General features: G+C 43.7%; 18 protein-coding genes and 1 pseudogene. 7 read left to right on the plus strand and 12 right to left on the minus strand.

Going from position 1 to position 20,332, the window contains the following annotated elements:
• The first annotated feature begins 93 nt into the window (after nucleotides 1-93).
• Genes galE through rfbB form a run of 3 tightly spaced genes read left to right on the plus strand, consistent with a single transcriptional unit; the run spans nucleotide 94 to nucleotide 2,745 of the window.
• On the plus strand, nucleotides 94-1,122 hold the full coding sequence (galE, locus tag D1164_RS06515) for a UDP-glucose 4-epimerase GalE (RefSeq protein ID WP_119349151.1): 1,029 nt from the start codon (nucleotides 94-96) through the stop codon (nucleotides 1,120-1,122).
• A gap of 42 nt (nucleotides 1,123-1,164) precedes the next feature.
• Nucleotides 1,165-1,653 (plus strand): hypothetical protein, encoded by a 489-nt coding sequence (locus D1164_RS06520; RefSeq protein WP_119349152.1) that lies wholly within the window; start codon nucleotides 1,165-1,167, stop codon nucleotides 1,651-1,653.
• 39 nt (nucleotides 1,654-1,692) lie between these two features.
• A complete protein-coding gene (gene rfbB, locus D1164_RS06525; protein WP_119349153.1) occupies nucleotides 1,693-2,745 on the plus strand; it encodes a dTDP-glucose 4,6-dehydratase in 1,053 nt (350 codons plus the stop codon).
• A gap of 88 nt (nucleotides 2,746-2,833) precedes the next feature.
• Here rfbB and D1164_RS24010 read toward each other — a convergent pair.
• The 5 genes and pseudogenes from D1164_RS24010 to D1164_RS06550 form a co-directional block, all read right to left on the minus strand.
• A pseudogene (locus tag D1164_RS24010) lies at nucleotides 2,834-3,079 on the minus strand (MGMT family protein); the annotation flags it as partial.
• Nucleotides 3,080-3,133: 54 nt separating this feature from the next.
• Entirely contained in the window at nucleotides 3,134-3,883 is a 750-nt protein-coding gene (trmB, locus tag D1164_RS06535) for a tRNA (guanosine(46)-N7)-methyltransferase TrmB (RefSeq protein ID WP_119349154.1), read from the minus strand.
• Nucleotides 3,870-4,358 carry a gliding motility lipoprotein GldH gene (locus D1164_RS06540; RefSeq protein ID WP_119349155.1) on the minus strand — a complete coding sequence of 163 codons (489 nt, stop codon included), beginning with the start codon at nucleotides 4,356-4,358 and terminating at the stop codon, nucleotides 3,870-3,872. Before D1164_RS06540 ends, trmB begins: the two co-directional genes overlap by 14 nt.
• A complete protein-coding gene (locus D1164_RS06545) occupies nucleotides 4,355-5,506 on the minus strand; it encodes a PSP1 domain-containing protein (RefSeq protein ID WP_119349156.1) in 1,152 nt (383 codons plus the stop codon). The genes D1164_RS06540 and D1164_RS06545 overlap by 4 nt, the downstream gene beginning before the upstream one ends.
• Nucleotides 5,507-5,623: 117 nt before the next feature.
• Nucleotides 5,624-6,748 carry a DNA polymerase III subunit gene (locus tag D1164_RS06550; protein ID WP_119349157.1) on the minus strand — a complete coding sequence of 375 codons (1,125 nt, stop codon included), beginning with the start codon at nucleotides 6,746-6,748 and terminating at the stop codon, nucleotides 5,624-5,626.
• Between the two features lie 160 nt (nucleotides 6,749-6,908).
• Here D1164_RS06550 and D1164_RS06555 point away from each other — a divergent pair, with 160 nt between their 5' ends.
• The 3 genes from D1164_RS06555 to D1164_RS06565 all read left to right on the plus strand — a co-directional run bounded on the left by D1164_RS06555 (nucleotide 6,909) and on the right by D1164_RS06565 (nucleotide 11,318).
• Nucleotides 6,909-8,102 (plus strand): phosphoglycerate kinase, encoded by a 1,194-nt coding sequence (locus D1164_RS06555; protein WP_119349158.1) that lies wholly within the window; start codon nucleotides 6,909-6,911, stop codon nucleotides 8,100-8,102.
• A gap of 95 nt (nucleotides 8,103-8,197) precedes the next feature.
• Nucleotides 8,198-8,626, plus strand: a complete 429-nt coding sequence (locus tag D1164_RS06560) for a C-GCAxxG-C-C family protein (RefSeq protein WP_119349159.1) — start codon at nucleotides 8,198-8,200, stop codon at nucleotides 8,624-8,626.
• 103 nt (nucleotides 8,627-8,729) lie between these two features.
• Nucleotides 8,730-11,318 carry a beta-mannosidase gene (locus D1164_RS06565; RefSeq protein ID WP_206610941.1) on the plus strand — a complete coding sequence of 863 codons (2,589 nt, stop codon included), beginning with the start codon at nucleotides 8,730-8,732 and terminating at the stop codon, nucleotides 11,316-11,318.
• A gap of 162 nt (nucleotides 11,319-11,480) precedes the next feature.
• Here the strand turns inward: D1164_RS06565 and D1164_RS06570 are convergent, their stop codons facing one another.
• The 4 genes from D1164_RS06570 to D1164_RS06585 all read right to left on the minus strand — a co-directional run bounded on the left by D1164_RS06570 (nucleotide 11,481) and on the right by D1164_RS06585 (nucleotide 16,281).
• The gene (locus tag D1164_RS06570; RefSeq protein ID WP_119349160.1) at nucleotides 11,481-12,332 is read right to left on the minus strand and encodes a hypothetical protein; all 852 of its coding nucleotides are present in this window, start codon (nucleotides 12,330-12,332) and stop codon (nucleotides 11,481-11,483) included.
• Nucleotides 12,333-12,460: 128 nt separating this feature from the next.
• The gene (locus D1164_RS06575) at nucleotides 12,461-14,398 is read right to left on the minus strand and encodes a pyruvate carboxylase subunit B (RefSeq protein WP_206610942.1); all 1,938 of its coding nucleotides are present in this window, start codon (nucleotides 14,396-14,398) and stop codon (nucleotides 12,461-12,463) included.
• 120 nt (nucleotides 14,399-14,518) lie between these two features.
• Nucleotides 14,519-14,713, minus strand: a complete 195-nt coding sequence (locus D1164_RS06580) for a hypothetical protein (RefSeq protein ID WP_119349162.1) — start codon at nucleotides 14,711-14,713, stop codon at nucleotides 14,519-14,521.
• A gap of 11 nt (nucleotides 14,714-14,724) precedes the next feature.
• Nucleotides 14,725-16,281 (minus strand): acyl-CoA carboxylase subunit beta, encoded by a 1,557-nt coding sequence (locus tag D1164_RS06585; protein ID WP_119349163.1) that lies wholly within the window; start codon nucleotides 16,279-16,281, stop codon nucleotides 14,725-14,727.
• A 573-nt stretch (nucleotides 16,282-16,854) separates the two neighbouring features.
• On the opposite strand from D1164_RS06585, the gene serA reads away from it, so the two are divergent.
• The gene (gene serA, locus D1164_RS06590; protein ID WP_119349164.1) at nucleotides 16,855-18,087 is read left to right on the plus strand and encodes a phosphoglycerate dehydrogenase; all 1,233 of its coding nucleotides are present in this window, start codon (nucleotides 16,855-16,857) and stop codon (nucleotides 18,085-18,087) included.
• Nucleotides 18,088-18,263: 176 nt separating this feature from the next.
• Here serA and D1164_RS06595 read toward each other — a convergent pair whose 3' ends face one another.
• From D1164_RS06595 to D1164_RS06605, 3 genes are all read right to left on the minus strand, one after another.
• The gene (locus tag D1164_RS06595) at nucleotides 18,264-18,755 is read right to left on the minus strand and encodes a CoA-binding protein (protein ID WP_119349165.1); all 492 of its coding nucleotides are present in this window, start codon (nucleotides 18,753-18,755) and stop codon (nucleotides 18,264-18,266) included.
• A 6-nt stretch (nucleotides 18,756-18,761) separates the two neighbouring features.
• Nucleotides 18,762-19,376, minus strand: coding sequence for a fumarylacetoacetate hydrolase family protein (locus tag D1164_RS06600; RefSeq protein ID WP_119349166.1), 615 nt, complete (start codon nucleotides 19,374-19,376; stop codon nucleotides 18,762-18,764).
• Nucleotides 19,377-19,519: 143 nt separating this feature from the next.
• Nucleotides 19,520-20,326 (minus strand): 3'-5' exonuclease, encoded by an 807-nt coding sequence (locus tag D1164_RS06605; RefSeq protein WP_119349167.1) that lies wholly within the window; start codon nucleotides 20,324-20,326, stop codon nucleotides 19,520-19,522.
• Nucleotides 20,327-20,332 lie beyond the last annotated feature (6 nt).

Genomic DNA, 20,332 nt, shown 5'->3' on the forward strand with positions numbered 1-20,332 from the left:
CCAGGATTATTTTTTAACAAAAACAGGCCAATCTCTCAGGTCCGTTATTTCATGTACCCATAAATTTTTAATTTTACCGGGAAAACAGAAATAATGAGTAAGAAAATTTTGGTAACAGGCGGAACCGGTTACATCGGTTCACACACGGTAGTTGAATTGCAAAAGTCGGGATACGATGTAGTGGTAGTGGATAATCTTTCCAACTCAAGCATTGAAGTGCTTGACAACATTGAAGAAATTACCGGTAAAAAACCTCATTTTGAAAAGTTCGATTTAGCAGAACGCGACAAAACAGATAACTTTTTTAAACAACATCCGAATATTGACGCTGTCATTCATTTTGCCGCATCCAAAGCGGTGGGCGAGTCGGTTGAAAAGCCATTGCTTTATTACCGCAACAACCTGGTTTCGCTGATAAACCTGATGGAATGCCAGATTAAATACAATGTTCCAAACATTGTTTTTTCCTCATCCTGTACGGTTTACGGCCAACCCGAAAAGCTGCCCGTTACGGAAACAACTCCGCGAAAAGATGCCGAATCACCTTACGGAAATACCAAGCGGGTTAACGAAGACATCCTGCACGATACCATTTCCGCCAACCCTAATTTGCGGGGAATTGCACTGCGGTATTTCAATCCCATTGGCGCACATCCGTCGGCATTGATTGGCGAATTACCGCTGGGCATACCGCAAAACCTTGTACCATTTATCACGCAGACAGCTGCCGGTATCCGGGAAGAGCTGAAGGTTTTTGGTGATGATTACGACACCCCCGACGGTTCGGCAATTCGGGATTATATAAATGTGGTAGATTTAGCAAAAGCCCACGTTGTAGCTATTGAACGGCTACTCAATGGAAAAAACAGACAAAACTACGAAGTTTTCAACCTGGGGACCGGCAGAGGGGTTTCTGTACTGGAAATGGTTAAAGGCTTTGAAAAAGTGACAGGGGTGAAACTACAGTATAAAATTGTGGATCGCCGCGCTGGTGATATAGAAAAAATCTGGGCCGACACAACTTACGCAAACGAAGAACTTGGCTGGAAGGCAGAAGAAGGACTGGAAGAAACGCTGCACTCCGCCTGGAACTGGGAAAAACGAATCAGAGGGATTCAATAATATTCCCGCAACAGGTACGTTTTATGAAGGAAAATATGGGCTATGGCAAAACTGTTTTCCTTCATACTTATTCTGATACCATCATTTATTTACGCGCAAAAATCACCCACTTACCTTTCGTTGGAGGCAGGAGGAAATGGCCTGGTTGCTTCAGTGAATTATGGCCGGCCCATTTATACCGGCTATCGTTACAAACTTATTTTTCAGGCCGGATTAGGTTGGCCTCCCAAGGTTGCAAGCTCAACATCTGCTTTTAATATCCCTACCCAGTTCACATGTAACTTTGGGCAGAAAGATTTCTTTTTTGAAGCAGGAGTGGGAACCTCTTTACTGTTTAACACCCGCATGAATGAAACCATACAAAGCAATGAGCTTTATATTTCGCCCGTTATTGGATTCAGGCATGAATCGAACAACTGGTTCGGGCGGGTGTTTCTTTGTCCATTGTTTCATGTCACGGGCGACTATCTGCAGGATGATGTAACACGAGACTTTATTAAATTTGGGGCCGCTATAGGCGCAATCCTTTAATTTTAAAAATGATTTTATAATTTCACGAAAAAATACAATATGAAAACAATCCTAATCACCGGCGGGGCCGGATTTATTGGTTCCCACGTTGTTCGTTTGTTTGTTGAGAAATACCCGGAATACAAAATCGTAAATCTCGACAAACTGACTTACGCCGGAAATCTGGCCAATTTGAAAGACATTGAAAACAAACCCAATTATGAGTTTGTAAAAGGTGATATTATTGAAGGAGAAACGATTCTGAAATTATTTGAAGAGAAACAGTTTGACGGGGTAATCCACCTTGCAGCAGAATCGCATGTTGACCGTTCGATTTCAAATCCGACTGAATTTGTTTTTACAAACGTCATAGGAACGGTAAATCTGTTAAATGCCGCCAAACATATCTGGAAAGATACCATTTCAGAAAAAAAATTCTATCATATTTCCACCGACGAAGTTTACGGTTCGTTGGGAGAAGAAGGGATGTTTACCGAAGAGACCCGCTACGATCCGCACAGCCCCTACTCGGCATCGAAAGCCAGCTCCGACCATTTTGTCAGGGCATACCACGACACGTTCGGGCTTCCGGCAATTATTTCCAACTGTTCCAACAATTATGGTTCCTACCAGTTCCCTGAGAAGTTGATTCCGCTTTTTATTCATAATATCAAAAATAAAAAACCGCTTCCCGTTTACGGAAAGGGGGAGAATATTCGTGACTGGCTGTGGGTCGAAGACCACGCTGCTGCCATCGATGTTATTTTCCACAAGGGAAGGATAGGCGAAACATACAACATCGGCGGATTTAACGAATGGAAAAACATAGACCTTATCCGGGTGATTTGCCGGGTAATGGACGAAAAGCTGGGAAGGCCCGGGGGCGAATCGGAAAAGCTCATCACCTTTGTGAAGGATCGCGCCGGCCACGACTTGCGGTACGCTATTGATGCTTCCAAACTGAAAAACGAACTCGGCTGGGAGCCTTCGTTACAATTTGAGGAAGGCATCCAAAAAACCATCGATTGGTACCTGGAGAATAAGGAGTGGTTAAACAATGTAACTTCGGGAGATTACCAGAAATATTACGAAAAGCAGTACGTAAAAAGATAAAATTAATCCCCTCCAACTCTTTTGCCGGGTCCCAGAAATGCTTTTTAAAATGAAGGATCTTGTCCCCTTTCACTTTTACTCCTTCATTTTCAAGTAATTCTTTCATGGCGTCGGGAGTATCAAAGTGATGTTTACCGGTAAGCAGGCCGTTCCGGTTTACCACCCGGTGGGCAGGTACGAATTCGTAGTGACTGTGTGCGGCATTCATCGCCCAGCCAACCATACGTGCCGATCCGGTGGTCCCCAGGTATTTGGCTATCGCGCCGTAAGAAGTCACCCTTCCGGGAGGTATTAATTTAACTACTTCGTAAACCTTGCTGAAAAAATCGCTCATTAAAAAGATTTTTATACTGTCCGGAATGAGTATCTGAATGTAACAATTTAATCACTAAGGCATATCTCTGGCACTTCTTCCAAAGCTCCGGTAATCATCTTTTTCAAATTTATGTTCCGGTTCCTTCCAGTCCCCTTTATTCTCGCCAAAACGGAAAGCCAGGTATTTAATCTTAATTCCCCGGCTCAGCCACTGCTTCTCATAAAATGTTTTGATACGTAACGTATCGTCCAGAATTTCCGATTCGTAAAGGTTATCGGTTTCCGCAATAACATCAAATTCATTCAAATGCACCAGGGCGCTGGTATACGAATACTGGAAACGACTGTCGGTCTTCAGGTGAATAATTCCATTTTCTTTCAGAAATGGTTGGTATCTTTTCAGAAAAACAGTGGAGGTAAGCCGTTTCCGGAATTTCTTCATTTGCGGATCAGGAAAAGTGAGCCAGATTTCATCTACTTCATTCGGCCCAAAAAACTGGTCGATAATTTCAATATTGGTACGCAAAAAACCTACATTTTTCAACTCCTTTTCCAGTGCAATTTTGGAGCCTTTCCAAAGCCGGGCTCCCTTAATATCCACACCCAAAAAATTCTTGTCCGGATATTTTTCGGCAAGTTCCACCGAATATTCGCCTTTTCCGCATCCCAATTCCACAACCAGTGGATTATCATTTCCAAAAAAGACATTTGCCCATTTCCCTTTCAAATGGAAATCATGGTGTTTAACGGTTTTATACGGTGCCTGAACCACGTGTTCAAAGGCCTTCATTTCTTCAAACTTTGCCAGCTTATTCTTTCCCACGTTCTACTACTTTTTCAACTCTGAATCCTATATCATGAATTCCCTTCAACACATCGTCCCGCATCCCCTGCTGCAGCGAAATTTTGTATTCTCCCGAAATCGGGAAATACACATTCCGTCTGTAAACCGACTGCAATGTTTTCACGCCGCCAAATCCCTTGCCAAGCCATCTCCCCGCAGGATCGGCCAAAACAATTTCGAACGTATCGCGTTGAACCTTTCCCCCGGGCTGGGTAATTTCAACGAACAGCCACAAATTACTGTAGGGGTAACTGGTTTTATTCCGAATCTGAATGAGCAGATTATGGTTCTGTAACGTATCTTCTACCGGAACATCAAAAACGACCAGCGAATCTTTATGCCAGGCAGCTCCGGGAATTTCCAGGTATTTATCAAACACGCGCCCTGAATCGCACGATGTAAACCCGGTAAGCAAAATAATCAGAAAAATAAAAAGATTTCCAGCCTGCTTCATCCTTTATTCAATTTTATATTCCGGCTGTTTCTTTTATTGGAAGTCCGACCGGATTTTCGCCGCTTTTTTTTGCGATGTTTTCCCGTTGGTTTATTGAAACGATCAATATCATCCTGCCCTACCATATTCAGGAATGTATCTTCTCCTTTTTGCGAAACATCAACTTCTTCGGAAACGAGTTTCTCAGGCTTTTTGCCTGCACGGTTCATCGCAAGTATTTTTTTCACAGTATTAACCGGCAACGCCACCAGACCCGAAGGAGCGTCTCCTTTTTTGGAATACCAGTATACTCCTTTAAAAATATCGGATTTAAAAAACTGGTAGGTACCAAATTCCGTTTCCAGCGGAATGTAGCTGGGTGGAAAATCTTTTTGGGCATCAATGTAGGAATCCACTTCAAAGTTAAGACAGCATTTCAATTTACCGCATTGACCTGCCAGTTTTTGAGGGTTAAGGGAAATTTCCTGATAGCGGGCTGCATTTGTAGTCACCGAAACAAAGTTGGAAATCCATGATGCGCAGCAAAGCTCTCTTCCGCAAGGACCAATTCCCCCGATTCGTCCGGCTTCCTGGCGGGCGCCAATCTGTTTCATCTCAATGCGGATATGAAATGTATCGGCAAGCACTTTAATCAGTTCCCTGAAATCGACACGTCCGTCAGCAATATAATAGAATATAGCTTTGGTACCGTCCCCCTGGTATTCTACATCACCAATTTTCATATCCAGATTCAGATCGTTCGCAATCTTTCTGGACTCAAGCATCGTTTCATATTCCAGAGAAATGGCCTCTTTCCATTTGTCGATATCCATCTGGCGTGCCAGGCGGTAAACTTTCCGAAGGTCACCGTTTACAGTGGTCACCTTGTGTTTTTTCATTTGTTCGGCCACCAACTCTCCGGTTAGCGATACAATACCAATATCATGGCCGGGATTGGCTTCAACTGCCACTAAATCTCCGGAAGCAAGCTTCAAGTTGTTTACATTTCGGAAAAAATCTTTGCGGGTATTTTTAAATCGAACTTCAACAATGCCAAAATCATCCCCACCATCAGAAACATCACTTAACCAATCGGTAGCATGCAACTTGGCGCAACTTACCCAGCTACATGTGCAAACTCCCCTGTCAACTGTATCCGCATTTTCCATAACAACAATTCAGTTTAATGCTAAAACCTGAAAAGGTATATTAATCTTTTGGCGTCGCAATGAACAAAAATAATGATAAATAGCAATTTAATGGCGAAACAGCCACAAAAATGAATTTTACCTTTTAATCAGACGCACCATCCGCAGCGCGGTATCAAGGAAAATAATCCTTGGATTTCCGTTCATTGAAATATGTTTTATCCCCCGTTCAAACTCTTTGGCAAACGGGATAATATTCCTTTCATTGATATAGGGTGCAAAGTTTTTACCCCACATTTTCTCGTCTTCGTTTAAGTAGACCAGTTCCGGTCTTCGCATATTCATAATAAAATACTCGCGAACCAGCCGCAAAGCCAGATAAAAAAAAGCTTTCTGGCGATCGCGTCCCAGGCGGGCCATTTCTTCAGACCATTGTGTTAATTCATACACTTCGCGCTTATAGGCAAATCGCATCATTTCCTGAAACTTTACAAAAAAATAACCGGTATTTTCATCGGGGTTCAGATATTCCACTGCCCGGATAAAATTTCCGTTAGCCAGCCGTACCGCATCAGCCACCTGTTCCGGGGAAAGTTCTCCTTTGGCTTTCAGGGCAAGGCGCAAAGAATCATTATCTACAAAAGGTACCTTGATACGTTGCGCTCTCGATCGGATCGTGGAAATAACGGCCTCTTCATCTTCCGTTATCAGCAAAAAAAGGGTTTTACTGGGTGGTTCCTCGATCAGTTTTAACAACTTGTTGGAACATGCCTGATGCATTTTTTCCGGCAACCAGATAATCATCACCTTATAGTCTGACTCGAAAGATTTCAGGTTCAGTTTCCGCATAATAGAATCACTCTCGCGCTCGTAAATCAAGCCCTGTGCGTTTTCATTCTCCACAAAACCCAGCCACTGGCTCAGGGTGAAGTAGGGTGTTTTTTTAACCATTTCCCGCCATTTCGGAAGAAAATCATCGGAAACGGGCTTTTTAAATTCCTTTGTTGGAAATACCGGAAAAACAAAATGCAAATCAGGGTGTGCCAGCTTTTGGTATTTACGGCATGAAGGGCATTCGCCGCACGAGTCTGTCTCGCCCCTGTTCCTACAGGAAACATATTGTGCAAATGCGAGAGCCAATGCCAGCTTCCCCGTTCCTTCAGGGCCCGCCAACATCAAAGCATGACTTATCCGTTGCTCCTTAACCGAACGGACGAGCCTGTCTTTTATCTTTTCCTGACCAACTACATCTTTGAAAAACATATCCCAAAAATAATGGTTTTGGGTGGTTATCGGACAGAAGTTCCCTTCATTTGTGAAACATTTTTTAATTTGAAGTTTTCAGGATGCCACCTCCGTTTCCTGCGAAATTTATTTTCTATCTTTGGTTGATTTTTAAATGAATCCATTAATAAAGAATAAAATGCAAACAATTCACGACTACAATTTTTCAGGAAAAAAAGCACTCATACGTGTTGATTTTAACGTGCCGTTAAACGAAAATTTTGAAATTACCGACGACACCCGTATACGGGCTGCGCTTCCTACCATCAAAAAAGTATTGGAAGGCGGAGGATCTCCGGTAATCATGTCGCATTTCGGCAGGCCCAAAAGCGGACCGGAAGACAAATTTTCCATGCGCCACCTGATAGATCATTTAAGCAAATTGCTGGGCGTTGAGGTAAAACTGGCTCCTGACTGTATTGGAGATGAAGTGAAAAAGATTGCTTCCGAACTGAAACCTGGCGAAGTGCTGATGCTCGAAAACCTGCGTTTTCACGAAGGAGAAACAAAAGGAAACGAGGAGTTTGCCAAGCAACTGGCCGAAAACGGTGACTGCTGGATTAACGATGCTTTTGGAACAGCCCACCGTGCGCATGCTTCCACAGCGGTAATCGCCCAGTTCTTCCCCAACGATAAAATGTTCGGGTACCTCATTGAAAGCGAAGTAAAAAGCCTCGACAAAGTGGTAAAAGATCCGAAACGCCCGCTAACTGCCATCATGGGTGGCGCCAAGGTTTCCAGCAAAATTACAATTATTGAAAACCTGCTGGGAAAGGTCGACAACCTGATCCTGGGCGGCGGAATGACCTACACTTTCGTAAAAGCCAACGGCGGTGAAGTAGGTGACTCTATCTGCGAACCCGACTTTTTGGAAACAGCCAGAAACATTGAAAAACTGGCCAAAGAAAAGGGCGTGAACCTGATTATGGCAACAGATGTTTTGGCCGCTGACGATTTTAGTGAAAACGCCAACACCCAGACTGTTCAGGCCAGCCAGATTCCGGAAGGATGGCAAGGACTGGATGCCGGCCCCGAAAGCATTGCCAAATTCAAGGAAGTAATTAAAAACTCAGCTACCATTCTTTGGAACGGCCCGGTAGGTGTATTTGAGATGGACAAGTTTGCAGCAGGTTCAAAGGCCATTGGCGATGCCATTGTTGAAGCTACCCAAAAAGGTGCTTTCTCACTGGTAGGTGGTGGTGACTCAGTTGCCTGTGTAAACAAATTCAAACTTGCCGATGGCATGTCGTACATTTCAACTGCCGGCGGTGCCTTGCTCGAGTACCTGGAAGGAAGAACCTTGCCGGGAGTAGCCGCTGTTCGCGGAGAGTAAACAAAATACATAATACTTTAAAAACCCGGGGCTTTAGTTCCGGGTTTTTTGGTTACGTCTTCTATCCTCAAAAAATTCCTACCTTTAAACAAAAAATGAACAAAAAATCAGCTTTAGTCGAAAAACGTTTCCCTTCTTTCAATTGTGCCCAAACAGTTTTCAGTTTATTTGCCGATGAACTGGGACTGGACGAGACCACCTCATTAAAAATTGCCAGTGGGTTCGGCGGAGGCATGGCCTGTGCAGAAACCTGTGGTGCCGTAACCGGCTCATACATGGTTATTGGATTGAAACACGGACATTCCACACCCAACCCCGAAGCAAAGGCAAGAACAAAAATGCTGATACAACGCTTTAACGAAAAATTTAAAGAAAAGCACGGCTCCCTCATCTGCAAGGAGCTTACCGGCTTTGACATTTCCACACCGGAAGGCGCTTCTGAAGCACACGAAGAGGAGGTGTTTACCACCCGATGTCCGTTGTTTCTCAAAACAGCATGTACCATTCTGGAGGAAGAATTATAGAACTATCGAATCCATTTTAAATACCCCCGGTACAATATTATTTCCCAAATGAAGGTTTTAGGAGATAAATTGATTTTTGTATTTTCACAAAAAAATAAAGACAATGTCGCCAAAAGTTAGCATGTTGTTTATTACGACAAGCGCCCTGCTATTTTTATGGGCGTGCCAGACAAAAAACAAAAACCCCCAACTACAAAGCCAACATGAAATAAATAACAACTGGTCATTCCGTCAGGTGGGTGAAGATGAATGGCTCCCGGCGAAAGTACCGGGAACGGTACATACCGACTTAATGGAAAACGGAAAAATCGAAAACCCGTTCTACCGGCTTAACGAACACGATGTACAATGGATTGACAAAGCTGACTGGGAATATAAAACCACGTTTGAAACAGATGAAAGTGTTTTGCTATACGACAGGGTGCAACTCGACTTTAAGGGCCTTGACACTTATGCTGATGTATTTGTAAACGGCACCCAGATTTTACAGACCGACAACATGTTCCGTGAATGGAAGGCTGATGTAAAAGAATTAGTAAAAAAGGGCGCAAACGAATTACGTATCGTATTTCATTCTCCGATTAAAGAAGGTATCAAAAAGTACGATTCACAGGGGTTTGAAATACCCGTTTCGGACAATGACCTGGCAAAAATCGGGCAGGTGGAAGATGGCAAAAAAGTAAGTATTTACACCCGAAAAGCCGGTTACCATTTTGGATGGGACTGGGGGCCCCGACTGGTTACAAGCGGCATTTGGCGGCCGGTTTACCTGAAAGCCTGGGATAAAGCCTGCATCGAAAACCTGCAAATTGTACAACACGAAGTATCGAATGAGAAAGCCACATTCACCGCAGTTTTTGAAATTGAAGCTGAAAAACGCAGCAAAGCCACCCTATCGGTTTTAAATAACGGAACCATCCTTGCCAGCGAAAAAGTACAACTGGAGAAGGGACTGAACAAATATCCGGTCGATTTTAAGATACAAAATCCGCAATTGTGGTGGACAAATGGTTTGGGAGAAGCACATCTTTACAACATCACAGGAGAGCTGAAAACGGGGCAGCGAACATTTTCCGAAGAAACCCGAATTGGAATCCGCACCCTCGAACTGGTGCGCGAAAAAGACGAACAAGGCACCTCGTTTTATTTCAAGCTGAACGGACATCCGGTTTTTATGAAAGGCGCCAACATTATTCCCGGCGATGTATTTTTGCCCCGGGTAACAGCCGAGAAATACCGTACTACCATTGAAACGGCAAAAGAGTCGAATATGAACATGCTGCGCGTGTGGGGCGGCGGAATTTACGAAGACGACACTTTTTACGACCTGTGCGATGAAAACGGCATTCTGGTGTGGCAGGATTTTATGTTTGCCTGCGCCATGTTTCCGGGCGACACTGCATTTCTCGAAAATGTAAAACAGGAAGCCATTGACAATATAAAGCGGCTGCGAAACCATCCGAGTATTGCACTGTGGTGTGGGAATAACGAAATTCTGGCGGCCTGGTATAGCTGGGGCTGGAAAGAACAGGAAGAAGCCAAAAACAAAGAAAATGCCGGTAAAATCTGGCAGGCATATACAGATATCTTTCATAAAATCCTGCCCGAAATGGTAGAGAAATACGATCCGGGGCGCAGTTACTGGGGTTCCAGCCCATCGTCGGGCCTGGGTGTCCCGGCCGATTTGGTGAACGGCGATGAACATTACTGGGGAGTTTGGTGGGGCAAACAACCGTTTGAAACCTATGCCACTCATCTGGCCCGTTTTATGAGCGAATACGGGTTCCAGTCATTTCCCGAACTTTCTACAGTTCAGGAATATGCGGAGCCCGAAGACTTTGATATCTTTTCGGATGTGATGAAATCGCACCAGCGGTCTTCCATCGGCAACGGAACCATCGAATATTACATGCTGAAGGAGTACAAACAACCCAAAAATTTTGAATCATTCCTGTATGTCAACCATATTTTGCAGGCAGAAGGGATCAAGTTTGGGCTGGAAGGGCACCGCCGATCCATGCCATTCTGTATGGGAAGCCTTTACTGGCAATTGAACGATTGCTGGCCGGTGGCTTCGTGGAGTTCTACTGACTTCTTCCAAAAATGGAAAGCCCTTCAGTACTATGTAAAAAAAGGCTTTGAACCGGTGTTGGTGAGCCCATACGTTGACGACCTGAAATTCAAAGTAGGCATTATTAACGACCGTCTGGAAAAAGTAAACGGACAGCTTAACCTCAAACTAATGGATTTTGAGGGACAGGTAGTTTGGGAAAAAGCTTCCCTGGTAGAAATCCCGGCCAACTCAAGTGGCGATTACTTCAACGAAAACAGATATGAATTTTTGTACCGAAAAAATACCCGCAACCTGCTTTTTTATGCCGAACTAGTAGAAAACGGTAAAATAATTTCCAGGAATATTATCTTCTTCCGTCCGTTTAAAGAACTGGATGTTCCCCACCCCAATGTAGAGTACACCTTTGAAAAAACAGATGCTGGTTTCGACATTCACCTGAAAACAGACAAACTGGCCAAAAATGTTTACCTGCAAATTGGCAACGAAAAGGGCTTCTTCTCAGACAATTATTTTGACCTCCTTCCCGGAGGACGGGCAACCGTTCACCTGAAAACCGGTATTTCGGAAGAAAAACTTGAAGATGTGTTTTCTTTTCGCACACTGGATGATGCGTTTTGAATACTGTCAGATACTAAAGGGGAAAATTTTCCCTTCAATATAAAATAAAAGATTGAGGCGGCTAAAAAGGTATTTCAGGAATTTTTATGAAAGGTGAAATGTTTCGATTGAATCTACCGTTTTTGCATCAACCGGAGAACGATGGCATTTTTCTGTAAAAATTTATTCCGGATGGACATAGTGCTTAAGAATTTTTATCCGTATTAAGCCGGTCAATAAATTATACATCGCAAATAGTTCCAGTGAAAATGGCAGGTACCCCAGATATCCGGCAAGCGGCATTTCAAAAAGTTTAGGTTCGTTAAGATATGGCAGTTCGTAAATCCATTTGGGAAAGGAATAATAATTCCACATTTCCCAAAAAAAGCCACATATCAGCACCCCACCCCAAAAGTTCCATACCGGCCGCCAATTCCCTTTTTCCGTGTATTGAAAAAAAGTATTAAAGCCCAGCCTGTAATTAATCGGCTCAACAATAAAATAGATGGCGACCCAGACCAACGGAAAAAAAACCGCCGGCCACACCAGGAATGCTACCAGCGTACCCCATCCCAAAACAAAGAATATCAACGGAAGACTTCTCCCGGTTTTCCAGCGAGGCTTCAGAAAACTCTGGCGGATAAAGGTTGCCACAAGCTCTGCCGTTTCAAATACGGCAGGAAGTACTGTACTGAAATTCAGTGAAGCGTACAAAATATAAGCTGTATCGCTAAAATATTCCCTGCCTTGGTACTGCCAGTTTTGCAACACACTGTTAAAAAGCTCAAATAACCACCAGAAAGGGACAGAAAATACAAACAGAAAAAAAAATCCTTTGGGACTCCTGCTCAGCAGCGAAGTTCCCTTCCGCATAAAAACCAGGCCGTCAACTGCCAGGATGTAGCCCAGCCAGAGGGGAAAAAATGTAAGGTGCGTGCGCAAACCTCCTGTTCCCCAATTCAGGAACCAAAAGACAACCACAAGCATCAGTCCCAGCCACCCTTGAAACGGATATTTTCCATTCACCCATCTCATATACGTACGAATAAAGAAGATGCAAAAACCTCCATTCAAGTTACAAAATTGCCTCAAGGATAGAAAACAAAAATACCGGGATTTTCCCGGTATTTTTGTTGCACAATTCTTTCAGAAAAAGTTTCAGGCTATGAATCAGCCGGCTCAATAACCATCAGGACATCTCCTTTCGAAACCGAATCACTGGCGTCAAATTTGATTTCCTTTACCACGCCGTCAACAGAAGACTCCAGATTGTTCATCATTTTCATTGCTTCGATAACTACTACCGTTTCTCCGGCATTCACTTTATCGCCCACTGCCTTTTTATATTCAACGATCATTCCCGGAAGCGGGGCAGTTAAGCTACCCGTTTTTTCCACCTCTTTGATCCCGGTCTTCTTTTTGCGCCGGATGTTTGGAAAAGCAGCCTGAGCTTGCGTTCCATTCGGATCATTGATTTCAACGGTAAAGGTTTCACCGTCAACTGTCACCTCCAGTTCACGCCCGTTGCCCGTTGATTTTTTCGAAGTTAATTCACCTGCCAGCGCTTTACGAACAAGTTCGTCCTCTTTTTTAACCTGTTCCATGGTTTTGGGTTTCACTTCATCCGGCATCTCTTCGAGTCCGTATTTCCATTTCAGAAAACGTTTCCCGGTTACGGGGTATAAGGCGCAAATCAATTCATCATCATGGTCTTTCGCCAGATCACTGAATTTTTCTTTTACCTCTTTCATTTCCGGTTCAAGGATCGAGCCCGGGCGAACCATAATTGGTTCTTCCCCACGCGGATAATCCTTCAGCGCTTTCTTTTGTACTTCAGGATTGATGGGTTGCGTAGTTTTACCATACAGGCCATAACAAAGGTCCTTCACCTCTTTGGTAATCTTTGCATATTCACCTTCATAAGAATCGAAAAGTACATTATTCACCGTTTGTACACCTACAATCTGTGATGTTGGCGTTACCAAAGGAATGTTCCCCAAATCTTTCCGCACTTTAGGTAACAACCGGAATACATCTTCCAGTTTATCCAGGGCATCCATTGCTTTCAACTGGTTAACAAGGTTCGAAAGCATCCCGCCCGGGGTTTGATGCAGCAACACATTGATATCAGTAACAGCATACTTCGGATTATTATCGAGGTGCCGGTATTTCGGAATGTATTTTTCCATCTCGTTGGCAATGGCATTCACTTTATTGATATCCAATCCCGTGTCGCGGTTTGTTCCCAAAAGCGACATGATAATGGGTTCCACCGCCGCATGGGATGTGCGGTATGCATAAGGCCCGATGCAGGTATCTACAATATCGACACCAGCCTCTATGGCTTTGAAAATAGCAAGATCGCCCATTCCGGAGGTAAAGTGTGTATGCAAATTCACCGGAATATCAGTGATTTTTTTAATCTCACGAACCAGGTTGTAGATATCATAAGGGGCAATTAATCCTGCCATATCCTTAATGCAGATGGAATCGACTCCAAACGCAACCAGTTCCTTCACTTTACCGATATAATATTCCATATTGTACACCTCCCCACCCAAACGGGGTTGGTCGAGTGTATAACATACCACGCCCTGAAAATGCTTTTTATTCTCTTTGATAACCTTTGCAGCCGTTCCAAAATTACGAAAATCGTTTAAAGCATCGAAACAGCGAAAAATATCCATTCCATTGTCTACGGCCCGCTGAACAAAAGACTCAACCACATCGTCGGCATAATTCCGGTACCCCACTACGTTTTGTCCGCGCAGCAACATGGAAAACGGCGTTTTCGGCATGTACTTTTTCAGAACACGAAGACGCTCCCAGGGGTCTTCCCCCAAATAGCGGTGCATGGTATCAAAAGTGGCTCCCCCCCATGTTTCCACAGCGTTGAACCCAACATCATCAATCATTTCAGCTACCGGGATCATATCCTCCGTACGACCTCGCGTGGCAAACAATGACTGGTGCCCGTCGCGCAAGCTAACATCGTTTATCCTGACCGGGTTACCGGCCTTTGGACGGTCAGCGTCAAAATTCATGGAAGTCATTTCTATAACTCCGTGTTTATCGTATTTCATATGATTAAAATTGTTCATTTTCAAAGGTATCATATGGAACTCGCATGTATTTTAATCATCACCCTGGGTGTAAATATTTTACATACTCGTTTCATTTGTTCCCATTTTTAATTGTTTCCAAGTGTACTCATTCCTACATTACGCCCGGCGCAAAACACGCCCTCTGAGCTGAATTACCTGGCGCTTGTTCATGGCAATTTCAATTCCGGTACGCGACCATTTGCTTAAACTGGTCATGTTATTTTCCGGTACTGTTGCGTTTGCTTTCTCCTGTTCGATGTAATAGGTTGCAGCTATTATCGCTGCCTTTTTCTTTTTTTCGTAAGTAGTCATATCAGTATATTTTAGAATGGAATATTACCGTGTTTTTTAGCCGGAAGGACTTCTGTCTTCGTTCTCATGGCTTCCAGTGCATCAATTAACCGTATGCGGGTTTCATTCGGAATAATAACCGCATCGATGTACCCGCGTTGAGCTGCCAGATACGGTATGTTAAATGCTTCCTCGTATTCATCTATTTTTTCCCGGGTTTTGGCTGCTTTGTCTTCGGCCTCATTGATTTCTTTGCGATAAGCCGAAATAACTTCAACGGCTCCCTTGGCCCCCATGACCGCAATTTCAGCTGTTGGCCAGGCAAATACCATATCTGCACCCAGTTGTTTTGAGCACATGGCCAGGTACGCGCCCCCATAATCTTTGCGTGTCACCACCGTAAATTTTGGAACAGTAGCTTCGGCATAACTCCAAAGTAATTTGGCACCATGCCGGATAATTCCGCCCAGCTCCTGCTGGACTCCGGGCAAATAACCGGGTACATCCACAAATGTGATCAAAGGAATATTAAATGCATCGCAGGTACGGACAAAGCGGCTGATTTTATCCGAAGCATCAATATCGAGACAACCGGCCTGCACTAAAGGCTGGTTAGCAATAATGCCCACCGACCGGTTATTTAAACGTCCAAACCCGACAATGCTGTTTTCTGCATAATGCTCGTGCACTTCATAAAAACTCTGTTGGTCAAGCACCGACTCGATGACAGTTTTCATGTCGTACGGTGTTTTAGCATCATCCGGAATAATGGTGTCGAGTTCTTCACAAATGCGCGAAGGATCGTCGCCCATGGGCAGAACCGGCGCATCCTCCAAATTGTTGTTCGGAAGGTATCCCAAAAGTTCAATGATTGACTCAATGGTTTCCTCATCGTTTTCACAGGCGAAATGCGCATTCCCGCTTTTGGTATTGTGCGCCATGGCACCACCCAGTTCCTCAAATGTAGTTTCTTCTCCTGTAACCGTTTTAATGACATACGGACTGGTAATAAACATGTGGCCTGTTTTCTTGACCATAAAAACAAAATCGGTCATGGCGGGAGAGTAAACAGCCCCTCCGGCACAAGGCCCCATAATGGCTGAAATCTGCGGAATAACTCCGGAAGCCCTGGAATTTCTCATAAATATTTCACCATATCCCTTCAGGGCATCTACCCCCTCTTCCACACGGGCTCCCCCCGAATCATTCAATCCAACAACAGGAGCTCCGGCTTTGACGGCAAGGTCCATGATTTTACAGATTTTGGCAGCATGCATTTCTCCAAGCGATCCTCCCCTTGATGTAAAATCCTGGGAGAAAGCAAATACGGTGCGGCCGTTTACCTTTCCATGCCCCACAATAACACCATCAGAAGGGATGTCAACCTTTTCCATCCCAAAGTTTACCGAACGGTGTTTTACAAGCATATCAATTTCACGGAAAGTACCTTTGTCAAACAACAAATCAATCCGTTCACGTGCCGTTAGCTTCCCTTTACGGTGCTGGTTGGCCACTCTCTCTTCACCTCCCAAAGCCAAAGCTTCTTCCCTTTTCTTTTTTAAGAGGTCAATTTTTTCAGATGCTTTCATGTCAATCTTCCTGTTTTATATAGTTATCCTGTAGCTGCAAACATTAAAACTCTTTTTCTGTACCCAACCTCAATATGGAATTATACCCTCTTTTGCTTATTTAAAGAAAAAATTCTTTATTAAAGGTCGTCACATCTTATTCCCAAAAAACAATATTGAACGATATCCGAAAGCCTACCCAAAAACGTTTATACGATGTACTGACCTGTTACACAAAAACAACCAACTTCCCTTTCAATACAGACATTTAACTCCAAAAACCTTTGATCCTTCATTTTAAATGAGACATTTCAAACGACCACTTTCGTCATAAAACACTTGCCTGTTTCTACCTTTGGTTTTCGATGAACTGCTTTCAAATATTCGGCAATAAAGAAAAAATTCTTTAAATAAAGAAGTATATTTATTATATTTTGAATAAAAGATGAATTTCAGACTAAAAATCTATCCCCCCTTGCAATGCGCAGCACACTAAATACTCATTATCAACACACTACCCATTGTTATCTAAATATTAAAATTTCAGAATGCATTTTTAATAAAAACTCTATTTTTGTGGAAAATCCTGGTGATATGTCAAAAAAACTTTCTCTCGACAAAAAGTACATTAAAGTCCTGCTACTTGAAGGAATCCATCCATCGGCTGTGAATAGCTTCAAAAATGCCGGATACAGCAATATTGAATACCTTAAAACAGCTCTTGATGGCGAAAAACTGGAGCAAAAGCTAAAAGATGTCCACATGTTAGGCATTCGCTCGCGGACACAACTTACTCCGCAAGTGCTCAAAAAGGCAAAAAAGCTGTTTGCTGTGGGCTGTTTCAGCATCGGGACAAACCAGGTTGAACTGATGGCCGGCAAACAGATGGGAATTCCGGTTTTTAATGCTCCTTTCTCCAATACTCGCTCTGTTGCAGAACTGGTCGTTGCCGAAATCATTATGCTCATGCGTGAAGTACCTTCCAAAAATGCAGCTGCCCACCGGGGCGACTGGCTAAAGAAGGTTGGCAATTCATTTGAAGTTAGGGGAAAGAACCTGGGCATTGTGGGTTACGGGCACATCGGCTCCCAGGTTTCCATTTTGGCAGAGGCGCTTGGGATGAACGTTCTCTATTTCGACATAGAAAAAAAACTCAGTCTGGGAAAGGCGCTCCCCTGTGAATCGCTTAGCGAGCTTCTTGGGAAATCGGACGTGGTTACCTTACATGTACCGGAAACACCCGACACCCAAAAAATGATTTCCAGTCAACAACTGGCGCTCATGAAAAAAGGTTCCCTGCTAATTAACGCCTCCAGAGGATCGGTCGTTGATTACAATTCACTGGCAGAATTTTTGAACAGCGGGCATTTGGCTGGTGCCGCAGCCGATGTGTTTCCCAAAGAACCTGCTTCAAACACAGAAGAATTCAATTCGCCGCTCCAACAGTTCGACAATGTAATTCTAACCCCTCATATTGGCGGAAGTACACAGGAGGCCCAGGAAAACATCGGACTGGAAGTATCGGAAAAACTGATTCGCTACAGCGACAACGGCTCAACTGTAGGAGCGGTAAACTTCCCGCAGGTATCCATTCAGCCCAACCGCGACAAGCAACGTTTCCTGCATATTCACCAAAACATGCCGGGCCTGCTGAAAGACATCAACTTCGTATTTACCAACAAAGGGATCAATATTGCGGCACAATACCTGCAAACCGATGCCGACATCGGGTACGTGATTATTGATGCTGAATGCACCAATTGCGAAAAAATACTGAAGGAGCTGAAAGCTATTCCGCATACCATCCGGGCCAGAATATTATACTAACATTTAGCGGATTTGAAAGGACATACCCTTCTGAATTCCTCCATCCAAAAGCGACCAAGACGTCACAAAGCCCCTAACGATAACAAACAGAATGGCTCCAATGAGCCTGCTCTTCCAGGGAGCGAAATACGGAAATAATTATCGAATAACCCGCTGCATTCCTATAATGCAAAAATCTACCCCGGAACCCCGGCACGCACTTTTTTGGGGTACTTCCCAAATAATTTCACGAAAAACCGATGGAAATTATGCGGACCTTTAACCGGGTCAACAAACATGAAGATACACTTTTGATGAATCAGCGGGATGTTTGCCTCCTGAATCATTTTAACCGCTTCGGGTGTGTCCGACATCTGCTGAATCCAAATCATTTCCATCTTTTTTTCCACCGCTTGCGCAGCTACATCAGAGGTACTTTCTTTTGGTGTTAACATCAGCAAATGCTTTACCTCATCCGGTAATTCAGCGATCGATTTGAAACACCTAATTCCCTGAATTTCCTCTGCATTGGGATTGACGGGATAAACATCGAATCCCTTTTCTTTTAATTCTTTGATTACCATGCCGCCAAATTTCTTAGGATTTCTGGAAGCTCCGGCCACAGCCAGTTTTTTGGGCGCAAGAAAATTCTGGATTTGGTCCAGTGAAATGATAGTTTTAGTTGCCATGATTTTTTATTTTATCTTAAAGTCAAGTAGTTTTTTATCTTCAAGATAACCTTCCAGGTGGTCGCCAATCTTTACTTGTCCCACTCCGGCAGGTGTACCCGTGTAAATCAAATCTCCGATTTTCAGGGTCATATATTTTGACACATGCGAAACAATCTCATCGAATCCAAAAATCATCAGTCCTGAATTTCCTTCCTGCACACTTCTGTTATTGATGTTCAACTTAAACCTGATGGCTTCGGGATCCGGGAAAACAGGAACCGGTAAAAAAGTACTGCTGATGACAGCCGCCCGGTCAAAGGCCTTTGCTTTTTCCCATGGCAGCCCCTTTTTTTTCAATTCATTCTGAACGTCGCGGGCTGTAAAATCAACTCCCAGCCCTATTTCGTCATAATACCGGTGGGCAAACCGCTTCTCTATATTTTTTCCAAGACGGCAAATACGAAGCACCAGCTCAATCTCGTGATGGACCTCTTTCGTCCACTCCGGAATATAAAACGGATCGTTATTCCGCAGCAAAGCCGAATCGGGCTTCATAAAAAACACCGGTTCTTCCGGAACTTCATTATTCAGTTCCTCTGCATGTGCCACGTAGTTTCTCCCAATGCAAATTATTTTCATTGAAGTCAACCTTTCATGTTGTATCCTGGCGAATCGCCATGGTATTATTCACTGAAGGAGTCCTTCCGCCGAGCGGAAAAATTTCCCCTCCCGAAGTAGCGGTTTGAAAACCCTGCCCGAATGGGTCAGGCAGGCTCCATCCCCTATTTTTCCATCATACGCAGCTTGATCTGCGTCAGTACCTTCTTGGTATAAAGCGGAAATTCGCTATTCATAATCCAACCAAAATAACCGGGCTGCTCTTCCAGTACCTTTTCAACCGGAACGCCTTTGTTTTTGCCAAAGTTGAATACTTCCACTCCTTTATCATTGTACACAATCCGCCCGACAAAGTCCACATTGTGGTCATAAGCCGAGAATTCGCTCAACTTTTCCACATCGTTTACGATAGGCGTCGATTTTTTACCCTTGTTGTCTTCGTACTCTACTCCCTGGTATGTCTCCAACTGAGACTTCAACACTTCGTAAGTGGCGCGGGTATCGGCCAAAGCGCTGTGAGCATCCGTTAATGGCTTTTTACAATAGAAAAGGTAAGCTGCTGCCAGCGTACGTTTTTCCATTTTGTGAAAAATAGCCTGCACATCGATAAACTTTCGTTTTTTCATATCGATATCGATATCAGCCCTTAGAAATTCTTCCGCGAGCAGGGGAATATCAAAACGATTGGAATTAAAACCAGCCAAATCACATCCTTCGATAAATTTTGCCAGCTTTTTAGCCACTTCTTTGAATTTAGGTTCGTTGGCTACATCTTCATTTGTAATTCCATGTACACGGGTAGCTTCTGCTGAAATGGGAATTTCGGGATTCACCCGATAGAGCAACTCCTCTTCTGAACCGTCGAGCTGTACTTTCAACAACGCAATTTCTACAATTCGATCTTTTACGATGTCTATCCCTGTAGTTTCAAGGTCGAGAAAAACGACTGGGTTTTTTAATTGTAGCTGCATCAAAAA

It is taken from the genome of Mariniphaga sediminis (assembly GCF_003573545.1).
Classification (GTDB): Bacteria; Bacteroidota; Bacteroidia; order Bacteroidales; family Prolixibacteraceae; genus Mariniphaga; species Mariniphaga sediminis.

Excerpts from the sequence above, each read along its gene's own strand:
- galE (WP_119349151.1), top strand. The coding sequence starts at position 94 with ATGAGTAAGAAAATTTTGGTAACAGGCGGAACCGGTTACATCGGTTCA.
- D1164_RS06520 (WP_119349152.1), top strand. The coding sequence starts at position 1,165 with ATGGCAAAACTGTTTTCCTTCATACTTATTCTGATACCATCATTTATT.
- rfbB (WP_119349153.1), top strand. The coding sequence starts at position 1,693 with ATGAAAACAATCCTAATCACCGGCGGGGCCGGATTTATTGGTTCCCAC.
- D1164_RS06540 (WP_119349155.1), bottom strand. The coding sequence starts at position 4,358 with ATGAAGCAGGCTGGAAATCTTTTTATTTTTCTGATTATTTTGCTTACC.
- D1164_RS06545 (WP_119349156.1), bottom strand. The coding sequence starts at position 5,506 with ATGGAAAATGCGGATACAGTTGACAGGGGAGTTTGCACATGTAGCTGG.
- D1164_RS06550 (WP_119349157.1), bottom strand. The coding sequence starts at position 6,748 with ATGTTTTTCAAAGATGTAGTTGGTCAGGAAAAGATAAAAGACAGGCTC.
- D1164_RS06555 (WP_119349158.1), top strand. The coding sequence starts at position 6,909 with ATGCAAACAATTCACGACTACAATTTTTCAGGAAAAAAAGCACTCATA.
- D1164_RS06560 (WP_119349159.1), top strand. The coding sequence starts at position 8,198 with ATGAACAAAAAATCAGCTTTAGTCGAAAAACGTTTCCCTTCTTTCAAT.
- D1164_RS06565 (WP_206610941.1), top strand. The coding sequence starts at position 8,730 with ATGTCGCCAAAAGTTAGCATGTTGTTTATTACGACAAGCGCCCTGCTA.
- D1164_RS06570 (WP_119349160.1), bottom strand. The coding sequence starts at position 12,332 with ATGAGATGGGTGAATGGAAAATATCCGTTTCAAGGGTGGCTGGGACTG.
- D1164_RS06575 (WP_206610942.1), bottom strand. The coding sequence starts at position 14,398 with ATGAACAATTTTAATCATATGAAATACGATAAACACGGAGTTATAGAA.
- D1164_RS06580 (WP_119349162.1), bottom strand. The coding sequence starts at position 14,713 with ATGACTACTTACGAAAAAAAGAAAAAGGCAGCGATAATAGCTGCAACC.
- D1164_RS06585 (WP_119349163.1), bottom strand. The coding sequence starts at position 16,281 with ATGAAAGCATCTGAAAAAATTGACCTCTTAAAAAAGAAAAGGGAAGAA.
- serA (WP_119349164.1), top strand. The coding sequence starts at position 16,855 with ATGTCAAAAAAACTTTCTCTCGACAAAAAGTACATTAAAGTCCTGCTA.
- D1164_RS06595 (WP_119349165.1), bottom strand. The coding sequence starts at position 18,755 with ATGGCAACTAAAACTATCATTTCACTGGACCAAATCCAGAATTTTCTT.
- D1164_RS06600 (WP_119349166.1), bottom strand. The coding sequence starts at position 19,376 with ATGAAAATAATTTGCATTGGGAGAAACTACGTGGCACATGCAGAGGAA.
- D1164_RS06605 (WP_119349167.1), bottom strand. The coding sequence starts at position 20,326 with ATGCAGCTACAATTAAAAAACCCAGTCGTTTTTCTCGACCTTGAAACT.